The organism is Agrobacterium sp. CGMCC 11546 (assembly GCF_013365515.1).
Lineage (GTDB): Bacteria > Pseudomonadota > Alphaproteobacteria > Rhizobiales > Rhizobiaceae > Agrobacterium > Agrobacterium fabrum.
The window spans coordinates 170,957-197,419 of the sequence record NZ_CP047387.1; the positions used below are offsets into that span (position 1 = coordinate 170,957).

Below are 26,463 nucleotides of genomic sequence, written 5' to 3' on the forward strand. Positions count from 1 at the left end.
AGGGCAATCATAAATGCTCCCGATTATCCGAATTCTGCTCCGCCCGGTCCCGATAAAGTGCGGCCCGGCCGAGCAGCATCAGGGAGACCGGCGTCGTTACCGTCATGAAGATGCCGATGAAGATTTCGTGGAAGGCGAAGCGGTCGCCGGAGACGGAGAAATAGATGATCGAGGCCATGACAATGCCGCCGGTGCCCCAGCTGGTGCCGAGTGTGGGCGCATGCAGGCGCTCATAGAAGCTGTTGAGCTTGGCAAAGCCGATGGTGCCGATCAGCGTCAGCGAAGCGCCGAGCAGCACAAAGAAGGCCACGAGAATGGCGGCCCAGAGCGGAAATTCTGCAGCATTGTTCATTCGATCACCTCGCCGCGCATCATGAATTTGGAAAGGGCAACGGTGGAGACGAAGCCGAGGATGGCGATCAGCAGCGATGCCTCGAAATAGATGTCGTTGCCGGTGCGCAGGCCGAAGGTCAGCAGAAGCAGCATGGCGTTGACATAAAGCGTATCCATACCAAGCACGCGGTCCTGGGCGCGCGGGCCGATGGCGATGCGATAGACTGATATCGTCATGGCGATGGCCAGCATCAGCTGCGCCAGCGAAAAGGACCAGAAAAGGATAATCGAACTCATTCGAATATCTCCATCAGCAGTTTTTCATAACGGTTCTTGATGAGGCTTATCCACGCTGCCTCATCCACATCATCGAGAACGTGGAGGAGAAGCGTGCCCTGGCTGGAATTATATTCGAGCCAGGCGCTGCCCGGTGTCGAGGTGAGGATCGTCGCCAGAACGGCGAGCGCCATGGGGTCGCGAATCTCGAGTGGCACGGCCAGAAAGCCGGATTTGCGGTCCCTTTCGCGCTGGAACAGGATGATCTTCGCGACCGAGAGATTGGACCTGACGATATCGTAAAGCACGATCAGGATCAGCTGCACGAGCCTGTGCCAGTTGCGGATGCGCGGCTTGGCGGGCCTCAGCGACGCCATCGCCCAGGAGGCGATGAGGGCGACGCCGGTGCCGAGCAGCAGGTGCCCGGCCGAAAAGCTGTTGATCGTCAGCCAGAAGAAGATCAGCGAGACGGTCAGCAACGGGTAGGGGAGGAGACGGCTCATCATGGCTCTGCCTCCGGGTTGCTGCCCGCTCGCGGTGCGGAAATGACGCCCTGAATATAGCTCGCCGGCAGGTCGAGAATACGCGCCGTCTCCTGCATGTAACGCATCACCGGTCCCGCCTGTATGGTCATGACAAGCGTCAGTCCGAGCAGCAGCATGATGGGCGCAATTTCGATGACGAGAACGCGTGGTACCGTTCCTTCAATCGAGGCCCAGAAAGTGCGGATGCCGGCGCGGGTCATCGAGACCAGCGAGGCGAAACCGGCAAAGACGATCAGGAAAACCAGCCACCAGGAAAGCGTTGAAACGCTGTCATTGGCGCCAAGACCGGAAGGGTTGAGAATGGCGGTCAGCATCGAGAATTTGGCGATGAAGCCGGAAAGCGGCGGCAGGCCGGCCAGAAGAATGCCGCAGGCGGCAAAACAGGCGCCGAGCACCGCGATCGTGGCCGGCATGGTCACGCCGACCTCCTCCTCCTCGTCTTCTTCCTCGCCCTCGCCATAGGCCTCCATGGTGACGGCCAGAACGTTCGCGCCCGCATCCTGCCCGCGCTCGACGAGTTCGATCAGCATGAAAAAGGCGCTGATGGTGAGGGTGGAGCTGACCATGTAATAGAGCGCACCCGCCGCAACCGTCGGATTGCCGGTGCCCATGGCGGCGAGAAGCGTTCCCGACGATACCAGAACCGAAAAACCGGCGAGCCGCCCGAGCGCCTGCGACGCCAGAACCCCGATGGCCCCAAAGATGATGGTGGCGATACCGCCGACCAGGAGGGCATCATGGCCGAAGCCCGCGGATTCGCCGGCCGTCTGCCCGAAGAGCAGGAAGGACAGGCGGGCGATGACATAGATGCCCACCTTGCTCATGATCGCGAACAGACCGCCCACCGGGGCCGAAGCCGCGCCATAGGCCGAAGGCAGCCAGAAATTCAGCGGCCACATGCCCGCCTTCACCAGAAATGCAATGCCGAGGATGGCCGCACCGGTTTCCAGCAGCATGCGCTGGTCGGGGTTGAGACCCTCGATGCGGTGGGCAAGATCGCCCATGTTCAGCGTGCCTGTCACGCCATAGATGAGGCTGACACCGATCAGGAAGAACAGCGCGGCGACCAGATTGATCGCGATGTAATGCAGTCCCGCCTTCACGCGCTGCTGGCCGGAGCCATGCAGCAGCAGGCCATAGGATGCCGCCAGCATCACTTCGAAGAAAACGAAGAGATTGAAGAGGTCGCCGGTCAGGAAGGCGCCATTGACGCCCATCAGCATCATCTGGAACAGCGAATGGAAATGCGCGCCGGACTTGTGCCATTTCGCCATGGAATAGATCAGCGAGGGAATGGCGAGCAGCGCGGTCAAAAGCACCATCAGGCCGGACAGGCGGTCTGCTACGAGCACGATGCCGAAAGGAGCCGGCCAGTTGCCGAGCAGGTAGACGCCGCTCGAGACAACCGCCGCGATCTCGGTATTAACAGTCGAATTCACCTCGCGGAACAGCAGGATCGCGACGACCAGCAACAGCACGGTGGAGGTGAAGCTGATGGCGGCCTTTGCGACGCGCTGGCGCTCGTCGAAGAACAGCAGCAGGGCAGCGGTGATCAGCGGCAGCAGAATCGGGGCAACAACGATGTGGAAGGGGAATGACATCATTTCGATTCCCTCCCGTCCACATGGTCAGTACCGGTGAGCCCGCGCGCGGCCAGCAGCACGACGAGAAAAAGCGCTGTCGTCGCAAAACCGATGACGATCGCCGTCAGCACCAGCGCCTGCGGCACGGGGTCGGCCAGCGTTGAGCTATCGACGCCGTTCACCAGCACCGGTGGCGCATTGGTCTTGATGCCGCCGACGCCGAAAATGAAGAGATTGACGGCATAGGACAGCAAAGAGAGCCCGACAATGACCTGATAGGTGCGCGGGCGCAGGATAAGCCAGACGCCCGAGCCGGTCATGATGCCGATACCGATGGCGAGAATGAGTTCCATTACACGTCCTCCGCTTTTGCGGCTTCAGGCGTGCGAACGCGGTAGTTACGCAACGATTGGTGTGCCAGTGCTATCAGGATAAGAACGGTGGAGCCGACGACCGTCGCGAAGACGCCGAGATCGAACAGCAGGGCCGAAGCCGTCGGCATTTTGCCGATATAGGGTATCTCGGTATACTGGAAATAGGTGGTCAGGAACGGATAGCCGAAGTACCAGGAACCGATACCCGTCGCCGCCGCCATCAGCAGGCCGAAGCCCATCCAGCGCAACGGCAGGATACGGATACGATCTTCTGCCCAGCGCGCCCCGCCGGCGAGATATTGCAGCAGGAAGGCAATCGCCATGGTGATGCCGGCCGCAAAGCCGCCGCCGGGCATGTCGTGGCCACGTATGAACAGGAAGATCGAGAAGGTGACGATGACGGGGAACATCCACTGCATCACGATGGATGGCACGTACAGATAGTCGCGCACCGTATCGCCCTTGCTGCGGTCGGGCCGTTCGGCATCGAAGGCGTTCTGCATCTGCTGCTGTTCCGGCACCCCGATGCTTTCGTGGGCTGGGCGGAAACGGCGGAGAAGAGCGAAGACGGTGAGCGCGACGATGGCCAGCACCGCGATTTCACCGAATGTGTCGAAGCCGCGGAAATCGACCAGGATAACATTGACGACATTGGTGCCGCCGCCTTCCGTATAGGCACGCTCCAGGAAATAGGTGGCAATCGCATTCGGCACCGGCAGTGTCATCACGGCATAGGCGATGACGGACATGCCGATACCGCTGGCGGCGGCCAGCAGGAAGTCCCGGGCGCGGCGAAGCTGTGCCGGCAACTCGTCGCTGCTATCGACCTTTTCGAAGCGTTTCGGCAGCCATCTGAGGCCGAGCAGGATGAGAACCGTGGTGACGATTTCCACCAGAAGCTGGGTGATGGCGAGATCCGGCGCGGACAGCCAGACGAAGGTGAGGCAAGTGACAAGCCCGGACACGCCGAGCATGATGAGGGCGGCGAGGCGATGATATTTCGCCTGCCAGGCGGCGCCCATGGCCGCGATCATGCCGATCAGCCACAGGATGGCGAAGATCGGATCGAAGGTCGTCACGCGCGGCAGCGACAGGGAAAATTCCGAAAGGAACAGAGGCGAGAAACCGGCGAGAAGCGCCACGAGAATGAGAAGCCTCAGCTGCGGCTGCAGACGTCGCGTGCCGAGCGTGCTTTCCAGCCACCGCGCCCATTTCCAGGACACGGTGACGAGAATGCGCTCGAAGATGCGCTGGCCCCGCAAATGCCGGAAGATCGGCGGGCCGTCGTCGCAGCGCGAGAAATAGCCGCCAAGCAGGGCATAGATTGTCACACCGCCGATCAGCGCCGCGATACTCATGATCAGCGGCAGGTTGAAACCGTGCCAGATCGACAGGCTGTAGACGGGTGTCTGCGCACCGAGAACGGACAGTACGGCGGAATGCAGGAACGGGCCGATCGACAGGCTCGGAACGATGCCGACGATCAGGCAGGCGAAAACCAGAAACTCGATCGGGAAGCGCATCCACCGCGGCGGCTCATGCGGATTGGGGTTCGGCAAATCGACGGGCTTGGGCCCGAAGAAAACCGTGTGGATGAAGCGCAGCGAATAGGCGACGGCAAAGGCGCCCGACAGCGTTGCGACATAGGGCAAAGCCCGGTCCAGGAGCGAATCCGCGTGGGTCTCGACCGCTTCGGCAAAGAACATTTCCTTGGACAGGAAGCCGTTGAACAGCGGCACGCCGGCCATGGCTGCACTCGCCGCCATGGCAAGCGTCGCGGTCGCGGGCATATAGGTATAAAGCCCGCTTAATCGCCGCATGTCGCGGGTGCCGGTTTCATGGTCGATGATGCCCGCTGCCATGAAAAGCGAAGCCTTGAAGGTGGCGTGGTTGACCATGTGGAAGATGGCCGCGACCGCCGCCAGCGGGCTGCCGAGGCTGAGCAGCGTGGTGATGAGGCCGAGATGGCTGATCGTCGAATAGGCCAGAAGCCCCTTCAGGTCCTGCTGGAACATGGCGAAATAAGCGCCGAGCAGCAGGGTGATGACACCTGCCACGCCCACCAGCCAGAACCATTCCGGTGTACCTGCGAGCACCGGCCAGAACCGTGCGAGCAGGAAAACCCCGGCTTTCACCATGGTTGCGGAATGCAGATAGGCGGATACGGGGGTCGGTGCCGCCATGGCATTTGGCAGCCAGAAATGGAACGGGAACTGCGCGCTCTTCGTCAGCGCGCCGCCGAGAATGAGGATAAGCGCGGGCAGATAGAGGGAATGGGCACGGATGGCAGCACCAGCCTCGATGATCTTGTCGAGATCGTAGCTTCCCGCCATGTGGCCGAGGATGAGAAGTCCGGCCAAAAGGCTGAAACCGCCGATGCCGGTCACGGTCAGCGCCATGCGGGCGCCGTCACGCGCGCCGGCATTCTGGTGCCAGTAGCCGATCAGCAGGAAGGAGAAGATGCTGGTCATCTCCCAGAAGATCGACAGCAGGATGACGTTGCCGGACAGGACAACGCCGAGCATCGAGCCCATGAAGGCGAGAAAGAAGGCAAAAAACCGCGGGATCGGATCCTTGGAGGACATGTAATAGCGGGCATAAAGCACGACGAGCAGGCCTATGCCGGTAATGAGGATCGCGAAAATCCAGGCAAAACCGTCCAGCCGCAGGGTGAAATTCAACCCGAGCTGCGGAAGCCATTCCACATCATATTTCAGCACGCCGCCGCCGCTGATGGTGGAATATAAAAACATGCTGCTGACGAGGCCGAAGAGGGCGACGCCGCCCGCGACGGAGGCCGGACCGGCGGCCGCACCATCGCGCGGCATGAAGGCCGTGAGGAAAGCGCCGACAAACGGCAATGCGACAATAAATGGGAGAAGGGTTGCAAGTGTCATATGCGGCGGCGGTTTTCTTTCTGGAATGGGAGCCTACGGCGGGTTTCCGACGACTCCGATCCCTCAAGGTTCACAATGAACCCAATGATGATGACCGCCGGATGACTAATACATAATATGCGGAGGCGCGCGGGGAACCACGCTGGCAAAGTCTCGGAAAGATTGTGGCACGACGGCAACAGCAACGAGGGAGGCCTTGGTATTTTCGGTAATGCTGAGCGCGGGTGAGGGGAACTCCCCGTGCTGGAACCCTCGGCCGGTATCGCTGCTCCGGCAGGTGTAATCATTGCCGCTATCGCAATCCTTATCGCGAAGGGAAAGCGAACGGCTGAGATCGACGGTCTGTAACCGCTCGAGGCGGCTGGCCTTGGAGAGCGCCTTGACGCCCGAGGGTGCCTGAAAGCCGATCATGACAAGCAGACTCGCGACCACGAGACCGATGAGCACTTGCGGATGGCGCCTTGAACTGCGGCCTTTCTCCATCCGTGGCAAGTTGGCATCTCCTGGGTCGAAAAGGTCTCTTTAAAGCATCACCGCTGAGCGAATATCCCGTTGATTTGTTTTAGGGGAACCCGCACGCGCTTGTCCAGCGCGCAGGCCGGAAAAACCGGCCGGAGCGTCCGATTCCTTTTCGTTTTTGCCCGTTTGCGGCAAAGTAAGGGCGACAATGGCTAAAAGCTTTTACAAATTTTACCGTTTGAGGCCGGTGCTTATGTTTCTTAACTTTCAAGCAAGGAATTAACCATAAAGATTGGTGGTATTTCCACGGCGGAATGGGGTTCCTCCCCTTCCAGGCATGACGCCGCACTGCCGTACCGGGCTCGATCCGGTATTTTCGTTTCTTGGTTCAAGAAGGTCTGGCAAGCGTCGATGCCTCATCGTCCACGATGGGTATGTTCGTTCAAAAATCCCTGGAGGGTGCTGGCGTTCTGAACCTTGGCCAATTGGCCGGGTTTTACCGGCCATCATGTTGTTGGGGACGTCGGTTGGGGCACGATTTGCCATCAGATCAAGCGCGTAGATCGGCAGGCGGAAGCCTGGCAGGACGGTTGCGCTTTGCCGGCCTTGATGAGATGCAATCCGATTTCCTGCGCAATTATCGCGGCATGCTGGAGCCTTACGTCAAGGCCGGCCTGCGCGACGTGATGACCCGTTTCCAGTCCATGCCGGACTGTTCGCCGTCCTTCGAAAGCGAAAACCAACTCGATCGCCTGCACGATCTGCAATCCTCGCACTGGAGCGTCCTGACGGATGCGCGTTTCGATGCGCTTTATGCCGAGCGGGTGAAGGTTCTTTCCGATAATGCCGGTCGCATGGGTCTCGATCCGCGCTGGCAGATCGCTAGCCACGCCGTCGTTCTGGAGCATCTGCTCGGCGGGCTGGTGGCTGAACACGCGCCCCGCTCCATCCTGCCCGGCAACCGTAAAAAGAGCCGCGAACTGGCGGACGCCGTGAAGAACGTCGTCCGGCTGGTGATGGTCGATACCGAGATTGCCGTGTCGCTGCGCTTCAACGAACTGCGCCTGCGCCATGGCCGCGAACTCCAGGAACAGCGCGAGAATGACCGCTCGGAAGCGGCGAATTTGCTGGGCACGGCCCTGACCGCCTTTGCCGCGGGCAATTTGCAGGCCCGCATCGGGGACGATGTGCCCGACGCTTACAGGGACGTCGCAGCCACCTTCAACACGGCGCTCGAGACGATCGGCGCGTCGCTGATAGCCGCCCAGAACGGTGTAGGCGAGGCCGAGGCGCTGAGCGCCCGCTTTGCCGATATCGGCCGCTCGATTGCGGAGCGTTCACGCCAGCAGGCCGAAGCGCTTACCGAGACCTCCCGTGCACTCCAGGTGATGATTGCGCATGTGGCTGAAAACGGCGCCCGTATATCGGCGACGGAAAAGGCGGTTTCCAGCGCCCGCGACGCGGCCGTCGAAAGCGGGAGGGCGATCGGCGAGGCGATCGACGCCATGTCGGATATCGAACAATCCGCCGAACAGATCGGCCGGATCATAGGCACCATCGACGAGATCGCTTTCCAGACCAACCTTCTCGCCCTCAATGCCGGTATCGAGGCGGCACGGGCCGGCGACAGCGGACGCGGTTTCGCCGTCGTTGCGCAGGAAGTCCGGGCATTGGCCCAGCGTTCCGCCGATGCCGCAAGAGAGATCAAGAGCCTTGTCGGCTCCACCAAAACGCAGGTCGAGGGTGGGGTGCGCATGGTGAACCGCACGCAGGAGGCCATTGGCGGGGTCGTCCGGCAGGTATCCGGCATCAACGACATGATCGCCGAGGTTTCGCGGCACACCGCCGACCACGCCGGAGAATTGCAATCGGTCGCCGTCGATATAGACGAACAGCAACGGCAGGCCGGGCGGAATGTCGCCGACATGGGCGCCAGCGCCTCCGAGGCCGATGCGCTGCACACCGTCATTCTGGAACTCGGCCGCACCGTGCGCGCGTTCCGTATTGCCCGCCAGGAACATTTCGCTGCCGCCGCCGGTGCGGACTGGCAGCACTCATCATTTATGGCCCGTGGGGATAACCGCACGGATAACAGCCAGAATTACCAACAATTCAGACGTCAGGGAGTCATGTAATGGCAGCCAGAAAAGCAGCTGAGGCGACGCTGAAACTGTCACCGGTGCTGGATCTCAACGAAGCATCGGCTCTGCACGGCAAGCTGATGACGCTGAGAGGAGCACCTTTGTCGGTCGATGCGTCCGAGGTGGAGCGCATTGGCGCGCTTTGCGCCCAGGTCCTCATGGCCGGCGCGAAATCCTGGGAAGAGGATGGCAAGCCCTTCGGTTTCGCAAGGGTTTCCGATGCATTCGACAAGACCATGAAACTGATAGGCGTCGATATCGACCATTTGCTCCCTAAGGAGATGCAAAAGTGAAGAAAAAAGTTCTTACCGTGGATGATTCCAGAACGATCAGGAACATGCTCCTGGTCACACTCAACAATGCCGGTTTCGAAACCATTCAGGCCGAAGACGGCATCGAGGGTCTCGAAGTGCTGGAACAGAGCAACCCGGATGTCATCGTGACTGACATCAACATGCCGCGTCTCGACGGTTTCGGCTTCATCGAGGGCGTGCGGCGCAACGAAAAATACCGCGCGATCCCGATCCTCGTTCTGACGACCGAAAGCGATGCGGAAAAGAAGAACCGCGCCCGCCAGGCCGGTGCGACCGGCTGGATCGTCAAGCCGTTCGACCCTGCAAAACTCATCGATGCCATTGAGCGCGTAACCGCCTGATACGGGACATTTCACGATGGATATGAACGAAATCAAGGAAATCTTTTTCCAGGAGTGCGAGGAACAGCTCGCTGAACTGGAATCGGGGCTTCTTAAATTGAATGACGGCGACCGTGATCCGGAAACCGTCAACGCCGTTTTCCGTGCCGTTCATTCCATCAAGGGCGGGGCCGGTGCCTTTGGTCTCGATGATCTCGTGGCCTTCGCCCACGTTTTTGAAACGACCCTCGACTGCGTTCGCTCCAACAAGCTGGAACCGACACAGGACGTTCTGAAAGTCATGCTGCGCTCCGCCGACGTGCTGGCGGATCTGACCAACGCCGCAAGAGATGGTGGCGGCGTCGATGAAAGCCGCACCCGTGGCCTCGTCAAGGAACTGGAAGCGCTTGCCAATGGCGAAGCCGTTCCGGCATCCGCGCCGGCTCCTGTCGCTGTAAAGGCGCCGGAACCCGTCAAGGCACCCGCAGCACCAAAGCCGACGGATGAAAGCGGTTTCGAGCCGATCCCGTTCTCTTTTTCCGATTTTGCCGACGAGACGACGCCGCTGATGGAGGCGCCGACCTTCCAGATTACGTTCAAGCCGCACGCCTCGCTTTATTCCAAGGGCAATGAGGCGGCACTTCTGCTACGTGATCTCTCGCGCATCGGTGACATGAGCGTCAACTGCGACATGTCCGAACTGCCGGCGCTCGACAAGCTCGATCCTGAAGCTTCCTATCTCTCCTGGACGGTTTCCATCGCCACCGAAAAGGGTGAGGAAGGAATCCGCAGCGTCTTCGAATTCGCCGAATGGGATTGCGATCTCGAAATCACCGCAGTTGTTTCGGACGCGTCCGCGGACGAAGAAGAACTGCCGATGATCCCGGTTCCGTTCGATCTGTCTGCTCTCGATGGTGATGCGCAGGACGAACCCGCCGTCGCGACCCCCGCGATGGAAGATGCCTACGTTGCCGCAACCGTCGAAGCTGCCGTCGCGACGACGCAGATCGCCCAGAGCGTCAACGCCGCCATCGAAAAGCGTGAGGCGGCGGCAGCGCCGGCCGCAGCGCAGGCGAACGCCAATGCCGCCGCCAATGCGAGTGCCGGCCAGACCATCCGCGTCGACCTCGATCGCGTCGACCGCCTGATCAATCTCGTCGGCGAGCTTGTCATCAATCAGGCGATGCTGTCGCAGAGCGTCATCGAAAACGATGCGAGCGGCACCTCCGCCGTTAATATGGGTCTGGACGAGCTGCAGCAGCTGACGCGCGAAATCCAGGACAGCGTCATGGCCATCCGCGCGCAGCCGGTGAAGCCCGTCTTCCAGCGCATGTCGCGTATCGTCCGCGAAGTCGCCGACATGATCGGCAAGCAGATCCGCCTCGTCACCGAAGGTGAGAACACGGAAGTAGACAAGACGGTCATCGACAAGCTGGCCGAACCCCTGACCCACATGATCCGCAATGCCGTCGACCATGGCATCGAGACGCCGGAAAAGCGCGAAGCCGCGGGCAAGAACCCGGAAGGCACCATCAAGCTTTCGGCAAAGCACCGTTCGGGCCGCATCCTCATCGAGCTTCAGGACGATGGCGCCGGCATCAACCGCGAGCGCGTCCGCCAGAAGGCGATCGACAATGATCTCATCGCCGCCGACGCGAACCTGACCGACGAGGAGATCGACAATCTGATCTTCGCGCCGGGCTTCTCGACGGCAGACAAGATTTCCGACATTTCCGGCCGCGGTGTGGGCATGGATGTGGTCAAGCGTTCCATTCAGGCGCTCGGCGGTCGCATCAGCATCTCGTCGCGTCCCGGTCTCGGTTCAACCTTCACCATGAGCCTGCCGCTGACGCTTGCCGTTCTCGACGGCATGGTGGTGACCGTTGCTGGCCAGACGCTCGTCGTTCCTTTGACGGCAATCGTCGAAACCCTGCAGCCCGAGGCGAAGAACATCCACTCCTTCGGCTCCAATCAGCGGCTGATCTCCATCCGCAACTCCTTCTGCCCGCTGGTGGATGTCGGTCGTGTCCTGAACTTCCGCCCGACCCAGGCCGATCCTGTCGAAGGTGTGGCGCTTCTGGTGGAATCGGAAGGCGGCGGCCAGCGCGCCCTGATGGTCGATGCGATCCAGGGCCAGCGCCAGGTCGTCATCAAATCTTTGGAAGCCAACTATACCCATGTTCCGGGCATCGCCGCCGCCACCATTCTCGGTGACGGACGTGTAGCGCTCATTCTGGATGTCGATGCCATCGTCAGCGCCTCGCGCGGACAGCCACTGAAACAGGAAATGTCACTCGCGGCGACGGGTTGAAGGCGGATATCCAATGGCAGCACTTAATCTCAGCGATCAGCGACAGTCTCCCGACGACGTTCTTGCCAGCGGCGAATATCCGCTGACACGGCGCGATTTGTCGGAGATCGCTGCGATGATCTATGCCGATGCGGGCATCTATCTCAACGACACCAAGGCGTCGCTGGTCTATTCCCGCCTCTCGAAACATATCCGCAATCTCGGTCTTTCCGGCTTCCGCGAATATTGCGCGCTGGTGTCCTCGCCCGAGGGCGCGCAGCCGCGTCGCGAAATGCTGTCGCACCTGACGACGAATTTCACCCGCTTCTTCCGCGAGAACCATCATTTCGAACATCTGCGTGACGAGGTCCTGCCGGGCCTCATCGCTCGTGCCAAGAGTGGCGGGCGTGTCCGCATCTGGTCGGCGGCCTGCTCCGACGGGCAGGAACCCTATTCGATTGCGCTGACCGTACTGGCCATGTTCCCGAATGCGGCCGATTATGATTTCAAGATCCTGGCGACGGACATTGATCCGAAGATTCTGGCGCAGGCCCGTGCCGGCGTTTACGACGACAACGCGCTTGAAACCGTGTCGCCCGCAATGCGCAAGCAATGGTTCACCGAGGTCGATGCCGGCGGTCGCCGCAAGTTCCGCATCGACGACAAGGTCAAGCGTCTCATCACCTTCAACGAGCTGAACCTGATGACGCAATGGCCCTTCAAAGGCAATTTCGACGTCATCTTCTGCCGTAACGTCGTCATCTATTTCGACGAGCCGACGCAGGTGCGCATCTGGTCGCGTTTCGCAGGCCTGCTGCCGGAAGGTGGCCACCTCTATATCGGCCATTCCGAACGTGTGTCCGGTGACGCCAAGAACGTGTTCGACAATACCGGCATCACCACCTATCGCTTCATCGGTCACGCATCCGGGAGGAAGGCATGAGCGCACTCGCACGGGTCCTCGTCGTTGACGACTCCCCCACCATGCGCGGCCTGATTTCGGCCGTCCTCAAGGCCGATCCGGAAGTCGAAGTGGTCGGCCAAGCCGGCAACGCCATGGAAGCACGTGCCGCCATCAAGCAGCTCAATCCCGATGTCGTGACGCTCGACATCGAGATGCCGGAGATGAATGGCCTCGAATTTCTCGAAAAGATCATGCGCCTGCGCCCCATGCCGGTCATCATGGTCTCCTCGCTGACCCATCGCGGCGCGGATGCGTCGCTTGCCGCGCTTGAAATCGGCGCTTTCGACTGTGTCGGCAAGCCGGCTCCCGGTGACGCGCGCCCCTTCGGCGATCTGGCCGACAAGGTGAAGGCCGCCGCCCGTTCGCAACATGCCGCCTACCGCGCCACCCGGCCGGAAGCCGCTGCCGCGCCGCAGCCGGTTCCGATGAGCGAATATCGGGCGGGCCGTAAGGTCGTGGCCATCGGCTCCTCCACCGGCGGCGTCGAAGCACTGATCGCCGTGCTGCAGAAATTCCCGGCCAATTGCCCGCCGACAGTCATTACCCAGCACATGCCGCCGACCTTCACCAAGAGTTTCGCGGAGAGGCTGAACCGCATCTGCGCCCCCGTGGTGGAAGAGGCGACGGACGGCGCGCGCCTGCAGACCGGCAAGATCTACCTCGCGCCGGGCGGTGAGCGTCATTTACAGATCGCCAACCGGTCCGCACCCTGCTGCCGGCTTCTGGACCGCGATCCCGTCAACGGCCATCGCCCCTCCGTCGATGTGCTGTTCGATTCGGTGGCCGAGCTTGCCGGACGCAACGCCGTCGGTGTCATCTTGACCGGCATGGGCCGCGATGGCGCGGCCGGGCTTTTGAAAATGCGCCATGCCGGTGCGCGCACTGTTGGCCAGAACGAAAAAACATGTGTCGTCTATGGCATGCCCCGCGTGGCCTATGAGCTTGGCGCGGTGGAACAGCAATTGCCGTTGGCCTCCATCGGCGAAGAAATCCTGAAACTAACCACTGCCCGCAAAGAAGGTGCTGACTAATGTCTCTCGCAGAAAAGATCAAAGTTCTGATCGTTGACGATCAGGTGACCAGCCGGCTGCTCCTCAGCGATGCGCTGACACAGCTGGGCTTCAAGCAGATCACCTCCGCTGGCGACGGCGAGCAGGGATTGAAGATCATGGAGCAGCAGCCCCATCATCTCGTCATCTCCGACTTCAACATGCCGAAGATGGACGGCCTCGGTTTCCTGCACGCGGTGCGGGCCAACCCGACCACCAAGAAGGCCGCCTTCATCATTCTCACCGCGCAGGGTGACCGCGCGCTGGTGCAGAAGGCAGCCCAGCTCGGTGCCAACAACGTGCTGGCCAAGCCCTTCACCATCGACAAGATGCGCGCGGCCATCGAAGCGGTTTTCGGATCGCTGAAATGATGGAAGCTGCGGCCAAGCGCGTACATATCATTCAGGGCGAGTATAAGGTTGTCAGCGATCCCGACGTGGTGATGACGACGATACTCGGTTCGTGCGTGGCCGCCTGTCTGAGAGACCCCGTTGCCGGCCTCGGAGGAATGAACCACTTCCTGCTGCCGGGAACGGGCAATGTGACCGGCGGAGATGCGACGCGTTATGGCGTGCATCTCATGGAGCTGCTGATCAACGGCCTTTTGAAGCAGGGCGCCCGCCGCGACCGGCTGGAGGCCAAGGTTTTCGGCGGCGCCAAGACGATCGCCAGCTTCTCGAATGTCGGCGAGCAGAATGCCATCTTCGCAATGCAGTTCCTGAAGGACGAAGGCATTCCGGTCATCAGCTCCTCCACGGGCGGGGATCATGGCCGCAAGATCGAGTTCTGGCCGGTCTCAGGGCGTGCGCGTCAGCATCCGCTCAGCGGTGCGGAAACCCAGAAGACGGTTGCCATGGAAACGCGTCCGGTGCCGGCACCCAAACCCGTCGCCAACGACATCGAATTTTTCTAGTCACGGAGTTTCCAATGCAGCTTGCAGAGCACACCGCCACCACTCCGTTCGAAGAAGCCCTGCCGGATGTTCTGATGCGGGTGGTATCGGAACTGCACGACGTCGCCTATCTCATCGAGCGCATCGAGCCGCAATTGCTTGATGTGACCAGCGGTCAATTGTCCGCCGAAGGCGTCAAGCTGTTGCAGGGCATCGACCTTGCCGTCCAGAAAACCCGTGGCCTTGCCGAATTCATCGATACCATCACCGGCTCCATCCCCGCAGACTGGTTCGTGGATGTCTCCACCGCGCTCAGCCTCGTCAAGCTTGCCGAAATGCAAAAGGCGCTCGGCGCGGCCTTCCGCCACGGCCATTCCCAGCCGCTCGACAAGGCTTCCGGCGACTTCGACCTCTTCTAGAACATATTCCGGCCGTTCCTTCCTTCGCTGAATGCGGAGGAAGGCAACGCTCGCGCAAGCTTCGCACCCTATTGTCACGACGGGGCCAAAAGGTCTCGGACTCTATGAATGACGGTGCGGAACAGAATGAATCTGTTAAATCAAATCCCTCAGGTCTTGAAGAATGTCGCGGCGCTGGGCCAGACGCGGCTGCTGATGCTGGGCGGCGTGGGCGTATTGTCCATGGCCATCATCCTGGCTGCAGCGCTTTATGTGAACCGTCCTGCTTACGAGACCCTCTATGTGGGTCTTGAAAAAAGTGACCTCAACAAGATCAGCATTGCACTCGCCGAATCGGGTCTGGACTTTCAGGTCGGGACCGATGGTTCCAGCCTTCAGGTTCCGGTCGGGCTCACCAGCAAGGCACGGCTGCTTCTGGCAGAACGCGGCCTACCCGACAGTGCCAATGCGGGTTACGAGCTTTTTGACAATGTCGGCTCCCTCGGCCTGACGTCCTTCATGCAGGAAGTGACGCGCGTTCGTGCCCTTGAGGGCGAGATCGGCCGCTCCATCCAGCAGATCGATGGCGTTTCCGCTGCCCGCGTTCATATCGTCCTGCCTGACGTCGGCAATTTCCGCCGTGGCGAACAGAAACCCACGGCATCGGTGATGATCCGCGCGAGCGCATCCGCAGGCCGCAAGGCCTCCGCCTCCATTCGCCACCTCGTCGCCTCGGCCGTTCCTGGCCTCGAAGTCGATGACGTGACGCTGCTCGATTCGACCGGCCAGCTTCTCGCCTCCGGTGACGACGTCACCAACGCTGCCATGAACCGCTCGCTAACGCTGGCCCAGAATGTCCAGCAGGAAATTACGACCAATATCGACAAGGCGCTGGCGCCTTTCCTCGGCATAGACAATTTCCGCTCCAGTGTGACGGCGCAGATCAATACCGACAGCCGCCAGGTCCAGGAGACGGTTTACGATCCGGAATCGCGTGTTGAGCGCTCCGTTCGCACGGTGAAGGAAGACCAGAAATCCCAGGAAACGCAGCCGGATACGGCCGCGACCGTGGAGCAGAACGTGCCGCAGGCCGCGCCCCAGGGCGGTGGTGGTGGCCCGCAGTCTTCCGATCAGTCGGCAAAGAAGGAAGAGCAGACCAACTACGAGATCAATTCCAAGACGGTTGCCACGGTCAAGAACGGCTATACCCTCGAAAAGATTTCGGTTGCCGTGGTCGTCAACAAGGGCCGTATTGCCAAGATGGTCGGCGAACCGGCCGATCAGGCCAAGATCGACGCCTATCTTGCGGAAATGCAGAAGATTGTCACCTCGGCCGCAGGCATTTCTTCCGATCGCGGCGACATTGTCACCCTGACGGCGATGGACTTCCTCGAAACGCAGCTGCTTGACGAGGCTGCCAGCGGCCCGGGTGTCATGGAAGTGCTGAGCCGCAATTCCGCCGGCATCATCAACTCACTCGCCTTTGTCGCCGTCGCCTTCCTCGTAGTCTGGCTCGGTGTACGCCCTCTGGTCCGCACGGTCACTGCCAACGGTTCGGCTGCGGCTCAGCTCAGCCAGGAGTCCGCCGGTCTCGAATTGCCGGACTTCTCTCCGGGCATGGAGGCGGGTGCAGGTGGTCTCATGGAAGGTTTCGGGGCGGATTTCGGTTTCGACAGCACCGACGATCTTCTGGCTGGCGGCGATGGCGAAGGCACATTCAACCGCCGGGTTCGCGAAGGGCCCGAACGCAGGCTCTCCCGCATGGTGGAAATCAGCGAGGAGAGAGCCGCCAAGATCCTGCGCAAATGGGCGGTGGAAAAAGCAGCATAATGACAAAAAGGCCGGCTTTACCCGGCCTTTTTTCCGTTTCTGGGGTTTTTGCTATGCTTGGCGGGCACATCGTGGCAATCTCGTTTCGGGACAGTGTTTACAAAAAATTCAGCAACGATACAGTTTGCTGGGAATTGGCTGAGAATGCCGTTTATGGATTGAACAGCTTTTCAGTATGTTTTTTTAGCAATAGACGAACTGGGAAATACGTGGAAAGGCTGTTGCCAGGTAATGGCAAACTCCGGTCGGTTCCATAAAATGAAGTGATTCGGTCTCCGGGGGCGCGCCATTCCGTTTTGGTAAGCTTCTTGAATGGAATGATTCCATCCCGAGGTATAATCTCCCGCTGGGAGCAAGAGGGCGTAGGCGATTGAAAGTCGATGTTGATATCCGCAGGCTGTCTGCCAAGCCTCTGGAGGGCATGGGTAAGCCCTTGCCGCGCGATCAGCTTGCTAAAAACGTCGCAGCCACGGCTGCTGCCGGTAACGTTGCAGGCGCACTGGATCTGCTCGTAACCTATGCTGGCGCCTCGCATTATTTGCTGGCGCGAGATGATCTTCTCGAAGAAACCGGGCTGAAATTCATCGTCACATCCGACTGGCCTTTCGATCTGGTCCGCAGGCTCGGCATTGAACTCACCAACAGCCAGAACCGGTCGAGCGAAATGGAGAAGTGCCTTTCACTGCTTCAGCCGCGATTGCTTCTCCTTCCCGACGATGTTTCCGTGCCCTATGGCATAGACAGGCAATATTCGGCACTCTCCTTTTGTGTGGGCCGCATCCGCCTTTCCCTTTTGCTGCTGTTTCCGGAAGAAGCGGTTCCGTCACCGGAGCGCCTGCGGGAAATCGCCCTGCTGACGGGGTATTGCGTCAGCTTCGGCATCGCCAGCGAAGCAAAGACCGTGCGCGATATCGATCTCACCGAGCGCGAGCTCGAGTGCCTGTTCTGGATCGCGGAAGGCAAGACAAGTGATGAAATTGCGATGATCCTTGGCATTTCACGCAATACGATCAATAATTACATCACAAGCGTGATGCGTAAAACCGCGACAAAAACCCGCTCGGAGGCAATTGCCTACGCCGTGCGCAACAACCTCGTATAATGGTCGGACGGATGGTACAGACGAAAGACAATGAGGGTACAGGTCGAATGGGCATGTTTTACCGCAGCCCTGTCGTGACGAGCCGGTCGGATTTGTTTCCGAAGCTTGTCGCCATGCAGAAGCTGGTCGGCGCGCGCAACTTCGTGGTCACGAAGGCTGCCGCTTCCGGCTTCCCCAACAAGAAGAAGATGACCTGCGAGCTGGAAAACTGGGGCATGAATGCCGCAGAACAGAGCGCGCAGTTCATCCGCGCCGTCGGCGACATTCTGCTCGACCATATCGAGACGTCACTTTTGCCGGTCATCTGGCGCAACAAGAATGCCGGCGGCTTTGCCGATCTTCCCGATGTGCCGGCGCTTCTGCGCCGTATCGAGAACGATACATTGCCCTATGCGGGGCTGGCTCTGCCGGTGCGGCTCGGCACCATCGGCAACGGCTACATCGTGTTCTGCGGCACCAATCTCATTCTCGACAATGAGGTCGTGATCGAACAGCATATCAAGTGCTGCGAAATCATGGTGGACATGCTGGCGCTCGATGAGCGCAAGGTTGCCCCTTCGGAAGCCCTGAGCGAGAGGGAAATTGCCTGCCTGCAGCTGGCGGGGGATGGTCGTATCAGCGAAGAGATTGCGGTCAAGCTCGGCCTTCCGTGCACACCGTCAATGCCTATCTCGGTTCGGCAACGATCAAGCTCGATTCCGTCAACCGCATCCAGGCGATCGCCAAGGCCATCAGGCTCGGTTACATCCATTGATGGCGGACGGGGTTCTCCCGTCCCCTTAAGCCGGTCAAACGCCTGGCTGGGCTTTTGCACTCCGCTAAAAGGCGCCATCGGCACTTCGCGTTTTTTTAACAGTTGCCAATTAGAACTTTTTATAAGTTTGGCTTTGGGGAACTGTTTCATGCACAACCGGCTCTTTAAGTCCGTTGCTGGCAAGGTCGTCGCGCTGACAATCGGCCTGATCACGCTCAGCGTGGCGGCAGTTGGTTTTTCGACCTACATTCGCTTGAAGGACAACATCATCACCACCGCGCTGCGTGATACGCACGGCGCGATGCGGGGCATGGCCATCCTTTACGAGATGAAGGTTGGCGGCGTTGCCCTCGAAATGGTGGATGGTGACCTGAAGAGTGTAGGCCGTGCCAGCATCGGCACGATGCGCGACAACGATCTCGTAGACCGCACGGCTGCGGGCAACGGCGGTATCGCCACGGTTTTCGAAGCCAAGGCCGGCGAATTCATTCGACTGACCACCAATCTGAAGAATGAAAAGGGTGAGAGAGCGGCAGGCACCAAGCTTGCCACCGATCATCCGGCTTTCGAAAAAGTCTCCAAGGGCGAGGCCTATTTCGGCACTGCCACGCTGTTCGGCACCAGCTACATGACCGGTTATATGCCGGTCACGAACAAGACCGGCGCAACCGTCGGCATCCTGTTCGTGGGCGTGCCCATGGATTTCTACAATGCGCAGATATACAGCCTGCGTGATATGATGCTGGTTTGCGGCGCGCTTGCCATGCTTGGCGTTGGATTACTCGCCTATTTCGTCATCAAGCGCACGCTTCAACCGCTTAGCAAGCTGACAGATGCCGTGAAATCGCTTTCGGACGGCGATCTCGAAACGCCGATCCCCTACGCCACCAACACCAATGAATTCGGCAATATCGCCCGCGCTCTGGTGATTTTCCGCGAGAATGCGATTGAGAAGCTGGCGATCGAGGGCAAAAGTGCGCAGGAACGCTCCGCGGCCGAGTCCGAGCGTCACCGCAACGATGCCGAGAAGCAGGAACTGGACGGCCAGATCGAGTTTGCAGTGGGCGAGATCGCCTCCGGCCTCGGCAGGCTTTCGCGTGGCGATCTGAGCCGCACGATCGAGACGCCCTTTGCAGGCCGCCTCGACCGGCTGCGCACGGATTTCAACGAATCCCTGCTCAACCTTCGCGATGCGCTGGGGCAGATCCGTGAGCGCACGCTCATCATTCAGAATAGTGGCATCGAAATCGAACAGTCTTCGGTCGATCTGTCGAAACGCACGGAAAATCAGGCCGCCTCGCTGGAGGAGACCGCCGCTGCCGTGGAGGAGATCACCGCTACCGTGAGATCGTCGGCCGAGCGGGCACGGGAGGCCAACGAGGCCGTGCGCGTTACCAAGCAGAGCGCCGACAGTTCCGGTTCGGTTGTCAGCAACGCCGTCGACGCCATGAGCCGTATCGAAGGCGCCTCGCGCAAGATCGAGCAGATCATCGAGGTCATCGACGACATCGCCTTCCAGACCAATCTTCTGGCGCTTAATGCCGGCATCGAGGCGGCGCGCGCGGGTGAAGCAGGCAAGGGTTTCGCCGTCGTGGCGCAGGAAGTGCGCGAGCTTGCCCAGCGCTCCGCCGATGCGGCCCGTGAAATCAAGCAGCTCATCAACCAGTCGACCCACGAGGTCAGCTCCGGTTCGAAGCTGGTGCAGGAGGCGGGCACCGTTCTTTCCGCCATCAGCCGGCAGATCGTGACCGTCAGCCAGCATGTCGAAACCATCGCGACGGCGACGCAGGACCAGTCCTCCGCGCTTCACAACGTCAACGGCTCCGTCAACCAGATGGACCAGATGACACAGCAGAATGCAGCGCTTGCCGAACAGTCGAGCGCGGCCAGCCGGGTACTCTCCGGCGAGGTGGAAGCGCTGCTCGATCTGGTACAGCGGTTCCAGATGGAGCAGGGGTCTGCTGCCGGTTCTGCCCGATTGAACCGGGCGGCCTGATATCTCCATTTTTGAAGGTCAATGCAGCTCCCGGATCGCAAGGTCCGGGAGTTTTTATTCGGCCGCTGCCCGCACCGTGCCGGATATCTGGTTGATATAGGCACGCAGCGCCGCCGGCTTGACCGGTTTGTGCTGCACGGAAATCCCATATTTTTCGGCATCGCTGCGCACTTCCGGGCTGCGATCCGCCGTTACCAGCAGGGCAGGGATCGTCTTGCCGTAAAATGTCCTGATGAGACGGATGGCGCTGATACCGTCGCCATCATCAAGATGATAGTCGGCGATGATGACATCCGGGGCCGCGGCCAGAGTGAGGAAGGGTTCTTCCAGCGCCGCCACGGAACCTGCGGGCAAGACATCGCAACCCCATCCCGTCAAAAGCAGCGTCATGCCCTCGAGGATTTTCGGCTCGTTGTCGATGCACAGCACCCGAATGCCATGAAGACGGTCGCTTGCTGCGGGACTGGTTGTCCCGCCCTCCGTCTTGGCAGGAGCAAGACGATCCGCCTCACGCGGCAGATGGATGCGGAAGGTCGTGCCTTTGCCGGGGGTGGAAATGAGCTGCACCGGATGGTGCAGCATGCGTGATAGCCGATCGACGATGGAAAGGCCGAGCCCAAGGCCAGACGCCGTTTTTGCCCCTTCGTCCAGCCGGGCGAATTCCTTGAAGACCGTGCGGAATTTCGAGGCGGGTATGCCGATACCGGAATCCGTCACCTGGATGACGACCTCGCCGCCCCGACGACGCGCGCCGACGACCACCTTGCCCTCAAGCGTATATTTGATGGCGTTGGAGACGAGGTTCTGTATCAGCCGCCGCAGCAGATTCGGGTCGGAGCGGACCGTGAGCGACGTTGGCATGACAACGAGATCGAGGTTCTTCTCCTGCGCCATCGGCGCGAAATCGGTCTCGATGCGTTTCAATAGCTCATTGAGTGGCACCGATGTCATCCGCGCCTTCATCGAGCCCGTGTCGAGGCGGGAAATATCGAGAACCGCACCGAGAATGGTTTCCACCGATTCCAGCGCCGAATCGATATTGTGAACGAGATCGCTTTCGCCAGAAGCGCCAAGTCGTTCAACCAGCGAGGAGGAATAGAGGCGGGCGGCATTCAACGGTTGAAGAATATCGTGACCGGCGGCAGCGAAAAACCGCGTCTTGCCGATATTGGCTTCGTCGGCCGACGCTCTCGCCTCTGCCAGCGCGCGGTTGACGCGGGTCAGCTCCACGGTGCGTTCCTCCACGCGCTGCTCCAGCGTTTCATTCGCCTGTTTCAGTGCCTGGTCGCTCGCCACCCGCTGGGTGATATCGGTGAAGGTGGCGACGATACCCTTGTCCGGCATGGTGTTGGAGCGCACCTCGATGATGCGCTCGCCGCCCGCCAGCACCAGCGAGAAGGGCAGGTCCATGGTCAGGAAACTGGTGATTAGCTCATCCGTATCGCCGGGCGGCATGTCGCCGCGCTCCTGCAGCATGGTCACGATTTCGGTCAGCGGCACGCCCACCTGGCCGAATTGTTCTGGCAGGTCCAGCAGGGTGCGGAACCGCCGGTTCCAGATGGTCAGCTGCTGCGAACTGTCGAAAACGGCAATGCCCTGATCCATCTGCGCCAGCGCCGTCTGCAACATGTCCTGATTATACTGCAGCGCCTCGCTCGCCTGATCGAGCAGCCAGGCCGTATCCGCGCTGGTATCTTCCGCCTTCTGGAGAATGATCGAGAGCACGAGGCGGGCGGAGGAGGAGCCGATGGCGCTGCCCAGCAATTGCTCAGAGAAATGGATCAGCGCCATATCCGCCGGCTGGTCGTCATTGAGTTTCCTGCCCGCCGTCTTCTCATAGGTCGCAAGCGAGCGCAGCATGCGCTCTTCGCCAAGATAACGGGCAATCGCGCTTTTGAGGTCGCCGACGCTGACACGGGTTTTCCAGCCGCGCGTGGCAAATTGCGATTTCGAATGGCGCTTGACGAAGATACCGGACTGGATGCGCTCCACCGGCCGCGGATTGCGCGAGAGCGAACCCAGCACGAATGCGAGGCTGTTGACGAGCAGGCTGAGGATGACCGCATTCACGAAAGGATCGGCTTCGGGACCGTTAAACACCGTGCTGCCGGAAAACAGGAAGCCGAGAATATTGGCCGCGACTTCGAAATTGTCCGGCCCGCCGAAGCTCGGCAGGAACAGCAGATAGGCCCAGACGAAGAAGCCCGAACTGAGACCCGCGATTGCGCCACGGGCATTGGCGCGACGCCAGAACAGCCCGCCGAAGAGGGCAGGGGCCATTTGGGCGATGGCGGCGAAAGCCAGAAGGCCGATGGAGGCAAGGCCCGTGGCGCTGTCGGCGGCGCGGTAATAACCGTAACCCAAAAGCATCACCGCAAAGATCGCCGTCCTGCGGATGTTGAGCAGCGTCTTGGCGAAGTCGTCCCGGTGCGGCGAGCGGTTGAGTAGCTTCTGCCGCAGGAAGATCGGCATGACGATATCGTTGGAAATCATGATCGACAGCGCCACCGAAGCGACGATCACCATTGCCGTCGCCGCCGAAAAACCGCCGATGAAGGTGATCAGCGAGACAACAGGCATCTGATGATTGAGCGGCAGTTGCAGCACATAGAGATCGGCATCGCCATTGGCGCCCAGCGTCAGGATACCCGCGAGCGCGATCGGCAGCACGAAGATGTTGATGGCGATGAGATAGAGCGGCAGCAGGAACCCCGCCATGCGCAGCTCTTCCGGCGTGCGATTTTCGACCACGGTGACGTGGAACTGACGCGGCAGCAGGATAATGGCAAAGCCGGAGAGCAACGTCATCACGATCCAGCGGCTGATGGGCGTGTGATAGGAGATGGCCCGCATGGCTTGCTCATTATCAGTCGCCAGCTGCCACAGATGTGCGGGGCCATCGAAAAGCACGAAGAGCACGTAAAAGCCGACCGTGCACATGGCGACAAGCTTGACCAGTGATTCCATCGAAATCGCCAGAATAAGCCCGTCCTGGTGTTCGGTGGCGTCTGTGTGGCGGGTGCCGAACATGACGGCAAATCCGGCCATAACGAGGGTGACGACAAGCGGCAGATCGAGGAAATAGAGATTGCCGCTGCCGATACCGTAATCGCCGGGATCGACCATCGTTGCCACGGAGCTGGACACCGCTTTCAGCTGCAGCGCGATATAGGGAATGGCACCGACCAGCGCGATGATGGCGACGATCATCGCCACGGTGGAGTTCTTGCCGTAACGGGCGGCGATGAAATCCGCAACCGAGGTCAGCTTTTCCGTCTTGGCGAGATCGACGATGCGGCGGATGATCGGCATGCCAAGGGTGAAGGCAAGGATAGGGCCGGTATAGATGCCGAGGAATTCAAGTCCTTTATCGGCTGCGAGCCCCACGCCGCCGAAATAGGTCCAGGAGGTGCAATATATCGCCAGGCTTAGCGCATAAACGAACGGACGCCCCTTTTTTGGCGCGTTTCTTTCACGGCTTTTCCTGTCCCCGTAGCTCGCGACCGCAAACAACAAGAGGATATAAGCGAAGGCCGAGCCAAATATGATCCACCCAGGAAGCACGCATCCTCCCATGCAGGAATTCCCTTGAATGAGCATAGGCGAATTCCGCACCGTTGAGAATGAGCGCGGTCTGATCATAAAGTTCAAGATGAAAGCATGGCCCACAAAAGTGCATGGCGGTTTTACGTCCGGAAAACCGATGAAAAAGAGCGCTGAAGCACGTCCGCCGATGCCGTTTCGACGGACAAGCAAGAGGGTGCAAAAAAGCTAATAAATGCAATCTTGACGAATTCCAAATGTGTAAGGGAATCTGTATGGTTGAAGACGTAGGGACAGTCACATAGCTTCAGCTCGCGAAGCAGGAGAGAGGGACAATCTGAATGCTTAACGAATTTAAAACCTTCATTGCCCGCGGCAATGTCATGGACCTGGCCGTGGGTGTTATTATCGGTGCGGCTTTCAGCAAGATCGTCGATTCCGTTGTCAACGATCTCATCATGCCGATCGTTGGCGCAATCTTCGGCGGGTTCGACTTCTCGAACTACTTCCTGCCGCTGAGCTCCAACGTCAACGCCACCTCGCTCGCTGCCGCCCGCGAACAGGGTGCCGTCTTCGCCTATGGTAACTTCCTGACGGTTCTCATCAACTTCCTCATCCTGGCCTGGATCATTTTCCTGATGGTCAAGGGTGTCAACAAGCTCCGCGATTCGGTTGACCGCAAGAAGATTGAAGAAAAGCCGGACGCAGCTCCGCCGCCGGAAGACGTCAAACTCCTCACCGAAATCCGCGATCTGTTGAAGGCGCGCTAAGACCCGGACCAATCCCCGGCCTGCTCTGCCTGCCTGTGCGGTCGGCGGGTTCCTGCCGGGGATGATCCATAAAGAAAATCCATGATCGCCTCACGGAATATCATGCACATGGCTGATCTGATGCGATAAGAAGGCACCAAACGGAGTGTCTTTAATGTCCATTTTGAACAGTCTGAGTGCGCGCTCTCTGGCAGCGCCCGAGAGCGGTATTGTCGAAGTCGTGAATTATGCCCGCGGGCGGGACAATCTCCTGCCGCTCTGGGTTGGCGAAGGCGATCTGCCGAGCCCAGACTTCATCAATCAGGCCGCCATCGATGGGCTGAACAATGGCGAAACCTTCTATACCTGGCAGCGCGGCATTCCGGAATTGCGGCAGGCGCTGAGCCACTATTACGAGCGGCATTTCGCGGCGTCGCTGCCGCCGGAGCATTTTTACGCAACCGGTTCCGGCATGCAGGCAATCGTGCTTGCCGTGCAGGCGCTGACCTCGCCGGGTGACGAGATGGTGTATCTCTCACCCACCTGGCCCAATATCGTCGCCGCCATCGGTGTGGCCGGCGCAAAGGCGGTTCCGGTCGGCATCGATTTCCGCGATGGTCGTTGGGATCTCGATATCAACAGGCTGGAAAGCGCGATTACCGGCAAGACGAAGGCGCTCTTCATCAACACGCCCTCCAACCCCACCGGATGGACGGCAACACGCGACAATCTTCGTGACGTTCTGGCGCTCGCCCGCAAACACGATCTGTGGATCGTCGCGGACGAAATCTATGCGCTTTATCACTATGCCGGCAGCCGCGCGCCGTCCTTCCTGGATGTGATGGAACCGGACGACAAGATCGTCTTTGCCAACTCCTTCTCGAAGAACTGGTCGATGACCGGCTGGCGCGTCGGCTGGCTTGTTGCACCGCTGGCCATCGGTCAGGTGATCGAAAACCTCATTCAATATTCCACCTCGGGTGTCGCGCAGTTCATGCAGCGCGGTGCCGTCGCCGCCCTTGATCACGGTGATGGTTTCATCCGCGAGAACTACGAACGCGCTTTGACCTCTCGCGACATTCTCTGTGACGCGCTGATCGCCACCAACCGTGTGGAAACCCTGAAACCGGATGGCGCCCTTTATGCCTTCCTCAAGATCGACGGCGTCACCGACAGTCGCGCCACCGCGCTCGATATCGTCGACAAGACCGGCGTCGGCCTCGCGCCCGGCACGGCCTTCGGCCCAGGCGGAGAACTGTTCCTGCGCGCCTGCTTCCTGCGCAACCCCAGGCAGATAGAAGATGCGGCCGATCGGCTGGCGTCTTACATTCTCGGCAGGTAAGCCTCGATCGTCCCTGCAACGGGTTTCCCCTGACGGGCAAGGCATCGCGCCGAGGTAGGGAAATCGGCAACAAAATCACAGTAGAGACCTGAAACTGCAACCCCACGGCGTAACCATCGACGTGGGGGATTTTCTGTGATATGCGCTTCTTGTTCCATATATGAGAACATTTTCATCTAATCACTAAAAAGAAACTCATTGCGCTAACCAATCGTAAGCCACCTTTTTAATGGGGTGGGGGATCGGTTGTGTATTCGCTGTGCAAGTAATCAATGATGAAGAATTATTGGCTTTGATAGGCTCAGGAAAAGC

At 59.9% G+C, this 26,463-nt stretch carries 23 protein-coding genes and 1 pseudogene; 16 read left to right on the top strand and 8 right to left on the bottom strand.

Features of this window, described 5'->3' with window-relative positions; genetic code table 11:
* Positions 1-7 precede the first annotated feature (7 nt).
* The 7 genes from mnhG to GSF67_RS00865 all read right to left on the bottom strand — a co-directional run bounded on the left by mnhG (position 8) and on the right by GSF67_RS00865 (position 6,491).
* Entirely contained in the window at positions 8-352 is a 345-nt protein-coding gene (gene mnhG / locus GSF67_RS00835) for a monovalent cation/H(+) antiporter subunit G (RefSeq protein WP_006313275.1), read from the bottom strand.
* A complete protein-coding gene (locus GSF67_RS00840) occupies positions 349-630 on the bottom strand; it encodes a K+/H+ antiporter subunit F (RefSeq protein ID WP_006313274.1) in 282 nt (93 codons plus the stop codon). Before GSF67_RS00840 ends, mnhG begins: the two co-directional genes overlap by 4 nt.
* The gene (locus GSF67_RS00845) at positions 627-1,115 is read right to left on the bottom strand and encodes a Na+/H+ antiporter subunit E (protein WP_006313273.1); all 489 of its coding nucleotides are present in this window, start codon (positions 1,113-1,115) and stop codon (positions 627-629) included. The genes GSF67_RS00840 and GSF67_RS00845 overlap by 4 nt, the downstream gene beginning before the upstream one ends.
* Positions 1,112-2,758: a monovalent cation/H+ antiporter subunit D gene (locus GSF67_RS00850; protein ID WP_006313272.1), complete on the bottom strand. Its 1,647-nt coding sequence runs from the start codon at positions 2,756-2,758 to the stop codon at positions 1,112-1,114. Before GSF67_RS00850 ends, GSF67_RS00845 begins: the two co-directional genes overlap by 4 nt.
* Positions 2,755-3,090, bottom strand: coding sequence for a Na+/H+ antiporter subunit C (locus tag GSF67_RS00855; protein ID WP_003493763.1), 336 nt, complete (start codon positions 3,088-3,090; stop codon positions 2,755-2,757). Before GSF67_RS00855 ends, GSF67_RS00850 begins: the two co-directional genes overlap by 4 nt.
* On the bottom strand, positions 3,090-6,008 hold the full coding sequence (locus GSF67_RS00860; protein ID WP_006313271.1) for a monovalent cation/H+ antiporter subunit A: 2,919 nt from the start codon (positions 6,006-6,008) through the stop codon (positions 3,090-3,092). The genes GSF67_RS00855 and GSF67_RS00860 overlap by 1 nt, the downstream gene beginning before the upstream one ends.
* A 105-nt stretch (positions 6,009-6,113) precedes the next feature.
* Positions 6,114-6,491: a hypothetical protein gene (locus GSF67_RS00865; protein WP_006313270.1), complete on the bottom strand. Its 378-nt coding sequence runs from the start codon at positions 6,489-6,491 to the stop codon at positions 6,114-6,116.
* A gap of 515 nt (positions 6,492-7,006) precedes the next feature.
* Here GSF67_RS00865 and GSF67_RS00870 point away from each other — a divergent pair.
* The 13 genes and pseudogenes from GSF67_RS00870 (at position 7,007) to GSF67_RS00930 (ending at position 20,517) form a co-directional block, all read left to right on the top strand.
* A complete protein-coding gene (locus tag GSF67_RS00870) occupies positions 7,007-8,602 on the top strand; it encodes a globin-coupled sensor protein (protein ID WP_371814440.1) in 1,596 nt (531 codons plus the stop codon).
* On the top strand, positions 8,602-8,901 hold the full coding sequence (locus tag GSF67_RS00875) for an STAS domain-containing protein (RefSeq protein WP_003503483.1): 300 nt from the start codon (positions 8,602-8,604) through the stop codon (positions 8,899-8,901). The genes GSF67_RS00870 and GSF67_RS00875 overlap by 1 nt, the downstream gene beginning before the upstream one ends.
* Positions 8,898-9,263: a chemotaxis response regulator CheY1 gene (gene cheY1 / locus GSF67_RS00880; RefSeq protein WP_003493773.1), complete on the top strand. Its 366-nt coding sequence runs from the start codon at positions 8,898-8,900 to the stop codon at positions 9,261-9,263. Before GSF67_RS00875 ends, cheY1 begins: the two co-directional genes overlap by 4 nt.
* A 16-nt stretch (positions 9,264-9,279) precedes the next feature.
* Positions 9,280-11,553, top strand: a complete 2,274-nt coding sequence (locus GSF67_RS00885) for a chemotaxis protein CheA (RefSeq protein WP_006313266.1) — start codon at positions 9,280-9,282, stop codon at positions 11,551-11,553.
* Positions 11,554-11,566: 13 nt separating this feature from the next.
* Positions 11,567-12,475: a protein-glutamate O-methyltransferase CheR gene (cheR, locus tag GSF67_RS00890; protein WP_121689918.1), complete on the top strand. Its 909-nt coding sequence runs from the start codon at positions 11,567-11,569 to the stop codon at positions 12,473-12,475.
* Positions 12,472-13,527, top strand: coding sequence for a protein-glutamate O-methylesterase CheB (cheB, locus tag GSF67_RS00895; RefSeq protein ID WP_006312923.1), 1,056 nt, complete (start codon positions 12,472-12,474; stop codon positions 13,525-13,527). The genes cheR and cheB overlap by 4 nt, the downstream gene beginning before the upstream one ends.
* Complete coding sequence (gene cheY2 / locus GSF67_RS00900; RefSeq protein ID WP_006312924.1) at positions 13,527-13,916, top strand: chemotaxis response regulator CheY2; 390 nt, start codon at positions 13,527-13,529, stop codon at positions 13,914-13,916. The genes cheB and cheY2 overlap by 1 nt, the downstream gene beginning before the upstream one ends.
* Complete coding sequence (gene cheD, locus GSF67_RS00905) at positions 13,913-14,458, top strand: chemoreceptor glutamine deamidase CheD (RefSeq protein ID WP_006312925.1); 546 nt, start codon at positions 13,913-13,915, stop codon at positions 14,456-14,458. The genes cheY2 and cheD overlap by 4 nt, the downstream gene beginning before the upstream one ends.
* 14 nt (positions 14,459-14,472) lie before the next feature.
* A complete protein-coding gene (locus GSF67_RS00910) occupies positions 14,473-14,856 on the top strand; it encodes a hypothetical protein (protein ID WP_006312926.1) in 384 nt (127 codons plus the stop codon).
* Positions 14,857-14,982: 126 nt separating this feature from the next.
* On the top strand, positions 14,983-16,665 hold the full coding sequence (gene fliF, locus GSF67_RS00915; RefSeq protein ID WP_006312927.1) for a flagellar basal-body MS-ring/collar protein FliF: 1,683 nt from the start codon (positions 14,983-14,985) through the stop codon (positions 16,663-16,665).
* Positions 16,666-17,035: 370 nt separating this feature from the next.
* Positions 17,036-17,767 carry a transcriptional regulator VisN gene (gene visN / locus GSF67_RS00920; RefSeq protein ID WP_006312928.1) on the top strand — a complete coding sequence of 244 codons (732 nt, stop codon included), beginning with the start codon at positions 17,036-17,038 and terminating at the stop codon, positions 17,765-17,767.
* A gap of 53 nt (positions 17,768-17,820) precedes the next feature.
* A pseudogene (gene visR, locus GSF67_RS00925) lies at positions 17,821-18,521 on the top strand (transcriptional regulator VisR).
* A 148-nt stretch (positions 18,522-18,669) separates the two neighbouring features.
* Positions 18,670-20,517, top strand: coding sequence for a methyl-accepting chemotaxis protein (locus GSF67_RS00930; protein ID WP_035215307.1), 1,848 nt, complete (start codon positions 18,670-18,672; stop codon positions 20,515-20,517).
* Between the two features lie 54 nt (positions 20,518-20,571).
* Here GSF67_RS00930 and GSF67_RS00935 read toward each other — a convergent pair whose 3' ends face one another.
* On the bottom strand, positions 20,572-24,081 hold the full coding sequence (locus tag GSF67_RS00935; protein WP_006312930.1) for a hybrid sensor histidine kinase/response regulator: 3,510 nt from the start codon (positions 24,079-24,081) through the stop codon (positions 20,572-20,574).
* A gap of 28 nt (positions 24,082-24,109) precedes the next feature.
* Here GSF67_RS00935 and GSF67_RS00940 point away from each other — a divergent pair, with 28 nt between their 5' ends.
* The 3 genes from GSF67_RS00940 to GSF67_RS00950 all read left to right on the top strand — a co-directional run bounded on the left by GSF67_RS00940 (position 24,110) and on the right by GSF67_RS00950 (position 26,151).
* Complete coding sequence (locus tag GSF67_RS00940) at positions 24,110-24,292, top strand: hypothetical protein (RefSeq protein ID WP_006312931.1); 183 nt, start codon at positions 24,110-24,112, stop codon at positions 24,290-24,292.
* 109 nt (positions 24,293-24,401) lie between these two features.
* The gene (gene mscL, locus GSF67_RS00945) at positions 24,402-24,830 is read left to right on the top strand and encodes a large conductance mechanosensitive channel protein MscL (RefSeq protein ID WP_006312932.1); all 429 of its coding nucleotides are present in this window, start codon (positions 24,402-24,404) and stop codon (positions 24,828-24,830) included.
* A gap of 154 nt (positions 24,831-24,984) precedes the next feature.
* The gene (locus GSF67_RS00950) at positions 24,985-26,151 is read left to right on the top strand and encodes a pyridoxal phosphate-dependent aminotransferase (RefSeq protein ID WP_006312933.1); all 1,167 of its coding nucleotides are present in this window, start codon (positions 24,985-24,987) and stop codon (positions 26,149-26,151) included.
* The last annotated feature ends 312 nt before the right edge of the window (positions 26,152-26,463 follow it).

Bases quoted from the DNA above. Each gene is read 5' to 3' on its own strand.
- mnhG (WP_006313275.1), bottom strand. From the start codon at position 352: ATGAACAATGCTGCAGAATTTCCGCTCTGGGCCGCCATTCTCGTGGCC.
- GSF67_RS00840 (WP_006313274.1), bottom strand. From the start codon at position 630: ATGAGTTCGATTATCCTTTTCTGGTCCTTTTCGCTGGCGCAGCTGATG.
- GSF67_RS00845 (WP_006313273.1), bottom strand. From the start codon at position 1,115: ATGATGAGCCGTCTCCTCCCCTACCCGTTGCTGACCGTCTCGCTGATC.
- GSF67_RS00850 (WP_006313272.1), bottom strand. From the start codon at position 2,758: ATGATGTCATTCCCCTTCCACATCGTTGTTGCCCCGATTCTGCTGCCG.
- GSF67_RS00855 (WP_003493763.1), bottom strand. From the start codon at position 3,090: ATGGAACTCATTCTCGCCATCGGTATCGGCATCATGACCGGCTCGGGC.
- GSF67_RS00860 (WP_006313271.1), bottom strand. From the start codon at position 6,008: ATGACACTTGCAACCCTTCTCCCATTTATTGTCGCATTGCCGTTTGTC.
- GSF67_RS00865 (WP_006313270.1), bottom strand. From the start codon at position 6,491: ATGGAGAAAGGCCGCAGTTCAAGGCGCCATCCGCAAGTGCTCATCGGT.
- GSF67_RS00875 (WP_003503483.1), top strand. From the start codon at position 8,602: ATGGCAGCCAGAAAAGCAGCTGAGGCGACGCTGAAACTGTCACCGGTG.
- GSF67_RS00885 (WP_006313266.1), top strand. From the start codon at position 9,280: ATGGATATGAACGAAATCAAGGAAATCTTTTTCCAGGAGTGCGAGGAA.
- cheR (WP_121689918.1), top strand. From the start codon at position 11,567: ATGGCAGCACTTAATCTCAGCGATCAGCGACAGTCTCCCGACGACGTT.
- cheB (WP_006312923.1), top strand. From the start codon at position 12,472: ATGAGCGCACTCGCACGGGTCCTCGTCGTTGACGACTCCCCCACCATG.
- cheY2 (WP_006312924.1), top strand. From the start codon at position 13,527: ATGTCTCTCGCAGAAAAGATCAAAGTTCTGATCGTTGACGATCAGGTG.
- cheD (WP_006312925.1), top strand. From the start codon at position 13,913: ATGATGGAAGCTGCGGCCAAGCGCGTACATATCATTCAGGGCGAGTAT.
- GSF67_RS00910 (WP_006312926.1), top strand. From the start codon at position 14,473: ATGCAGCTTGCAGAGCACACCGCCACCACTCCGTTCGAAGAAGCCCTG.
- fliF (WP_006312927.1), top strand. From the start codon at position 14,983: ATGAATCTGTTAAATCAAATCCCTCAGGTCTTGAAGAATGTCGCGGCG.
- GSF67_RS00930 (WP_035215307.1), top strand. From the start codon at position 18,670: ATGCACAACCGGCTCTTTAAGTCCGTTGCTGGCAAGGTCGTCGCGCTG.
- GSF67_RS00940 (WP_006312931.1), top strand. From the start codon at position 24,110: ATGAGCATAGGCGAATTCCGCACCGTTGAGAATGAGCGCGGTCTGATC.
- mscL (WP_006312932.1), top strand. From the start codon at position 24,402: ATGCTTAACGAATTTAAAACCTTCATTGCCCGCGGCAATGTCATGGAC.
- GSF67_RS00950 (WP_006312933.1), top strand. From the start codon at position 24,985: ATGTCCATTTTGAACAGTCTGAGTGCGCGCTCTCTGGCAGCGCCCGAG.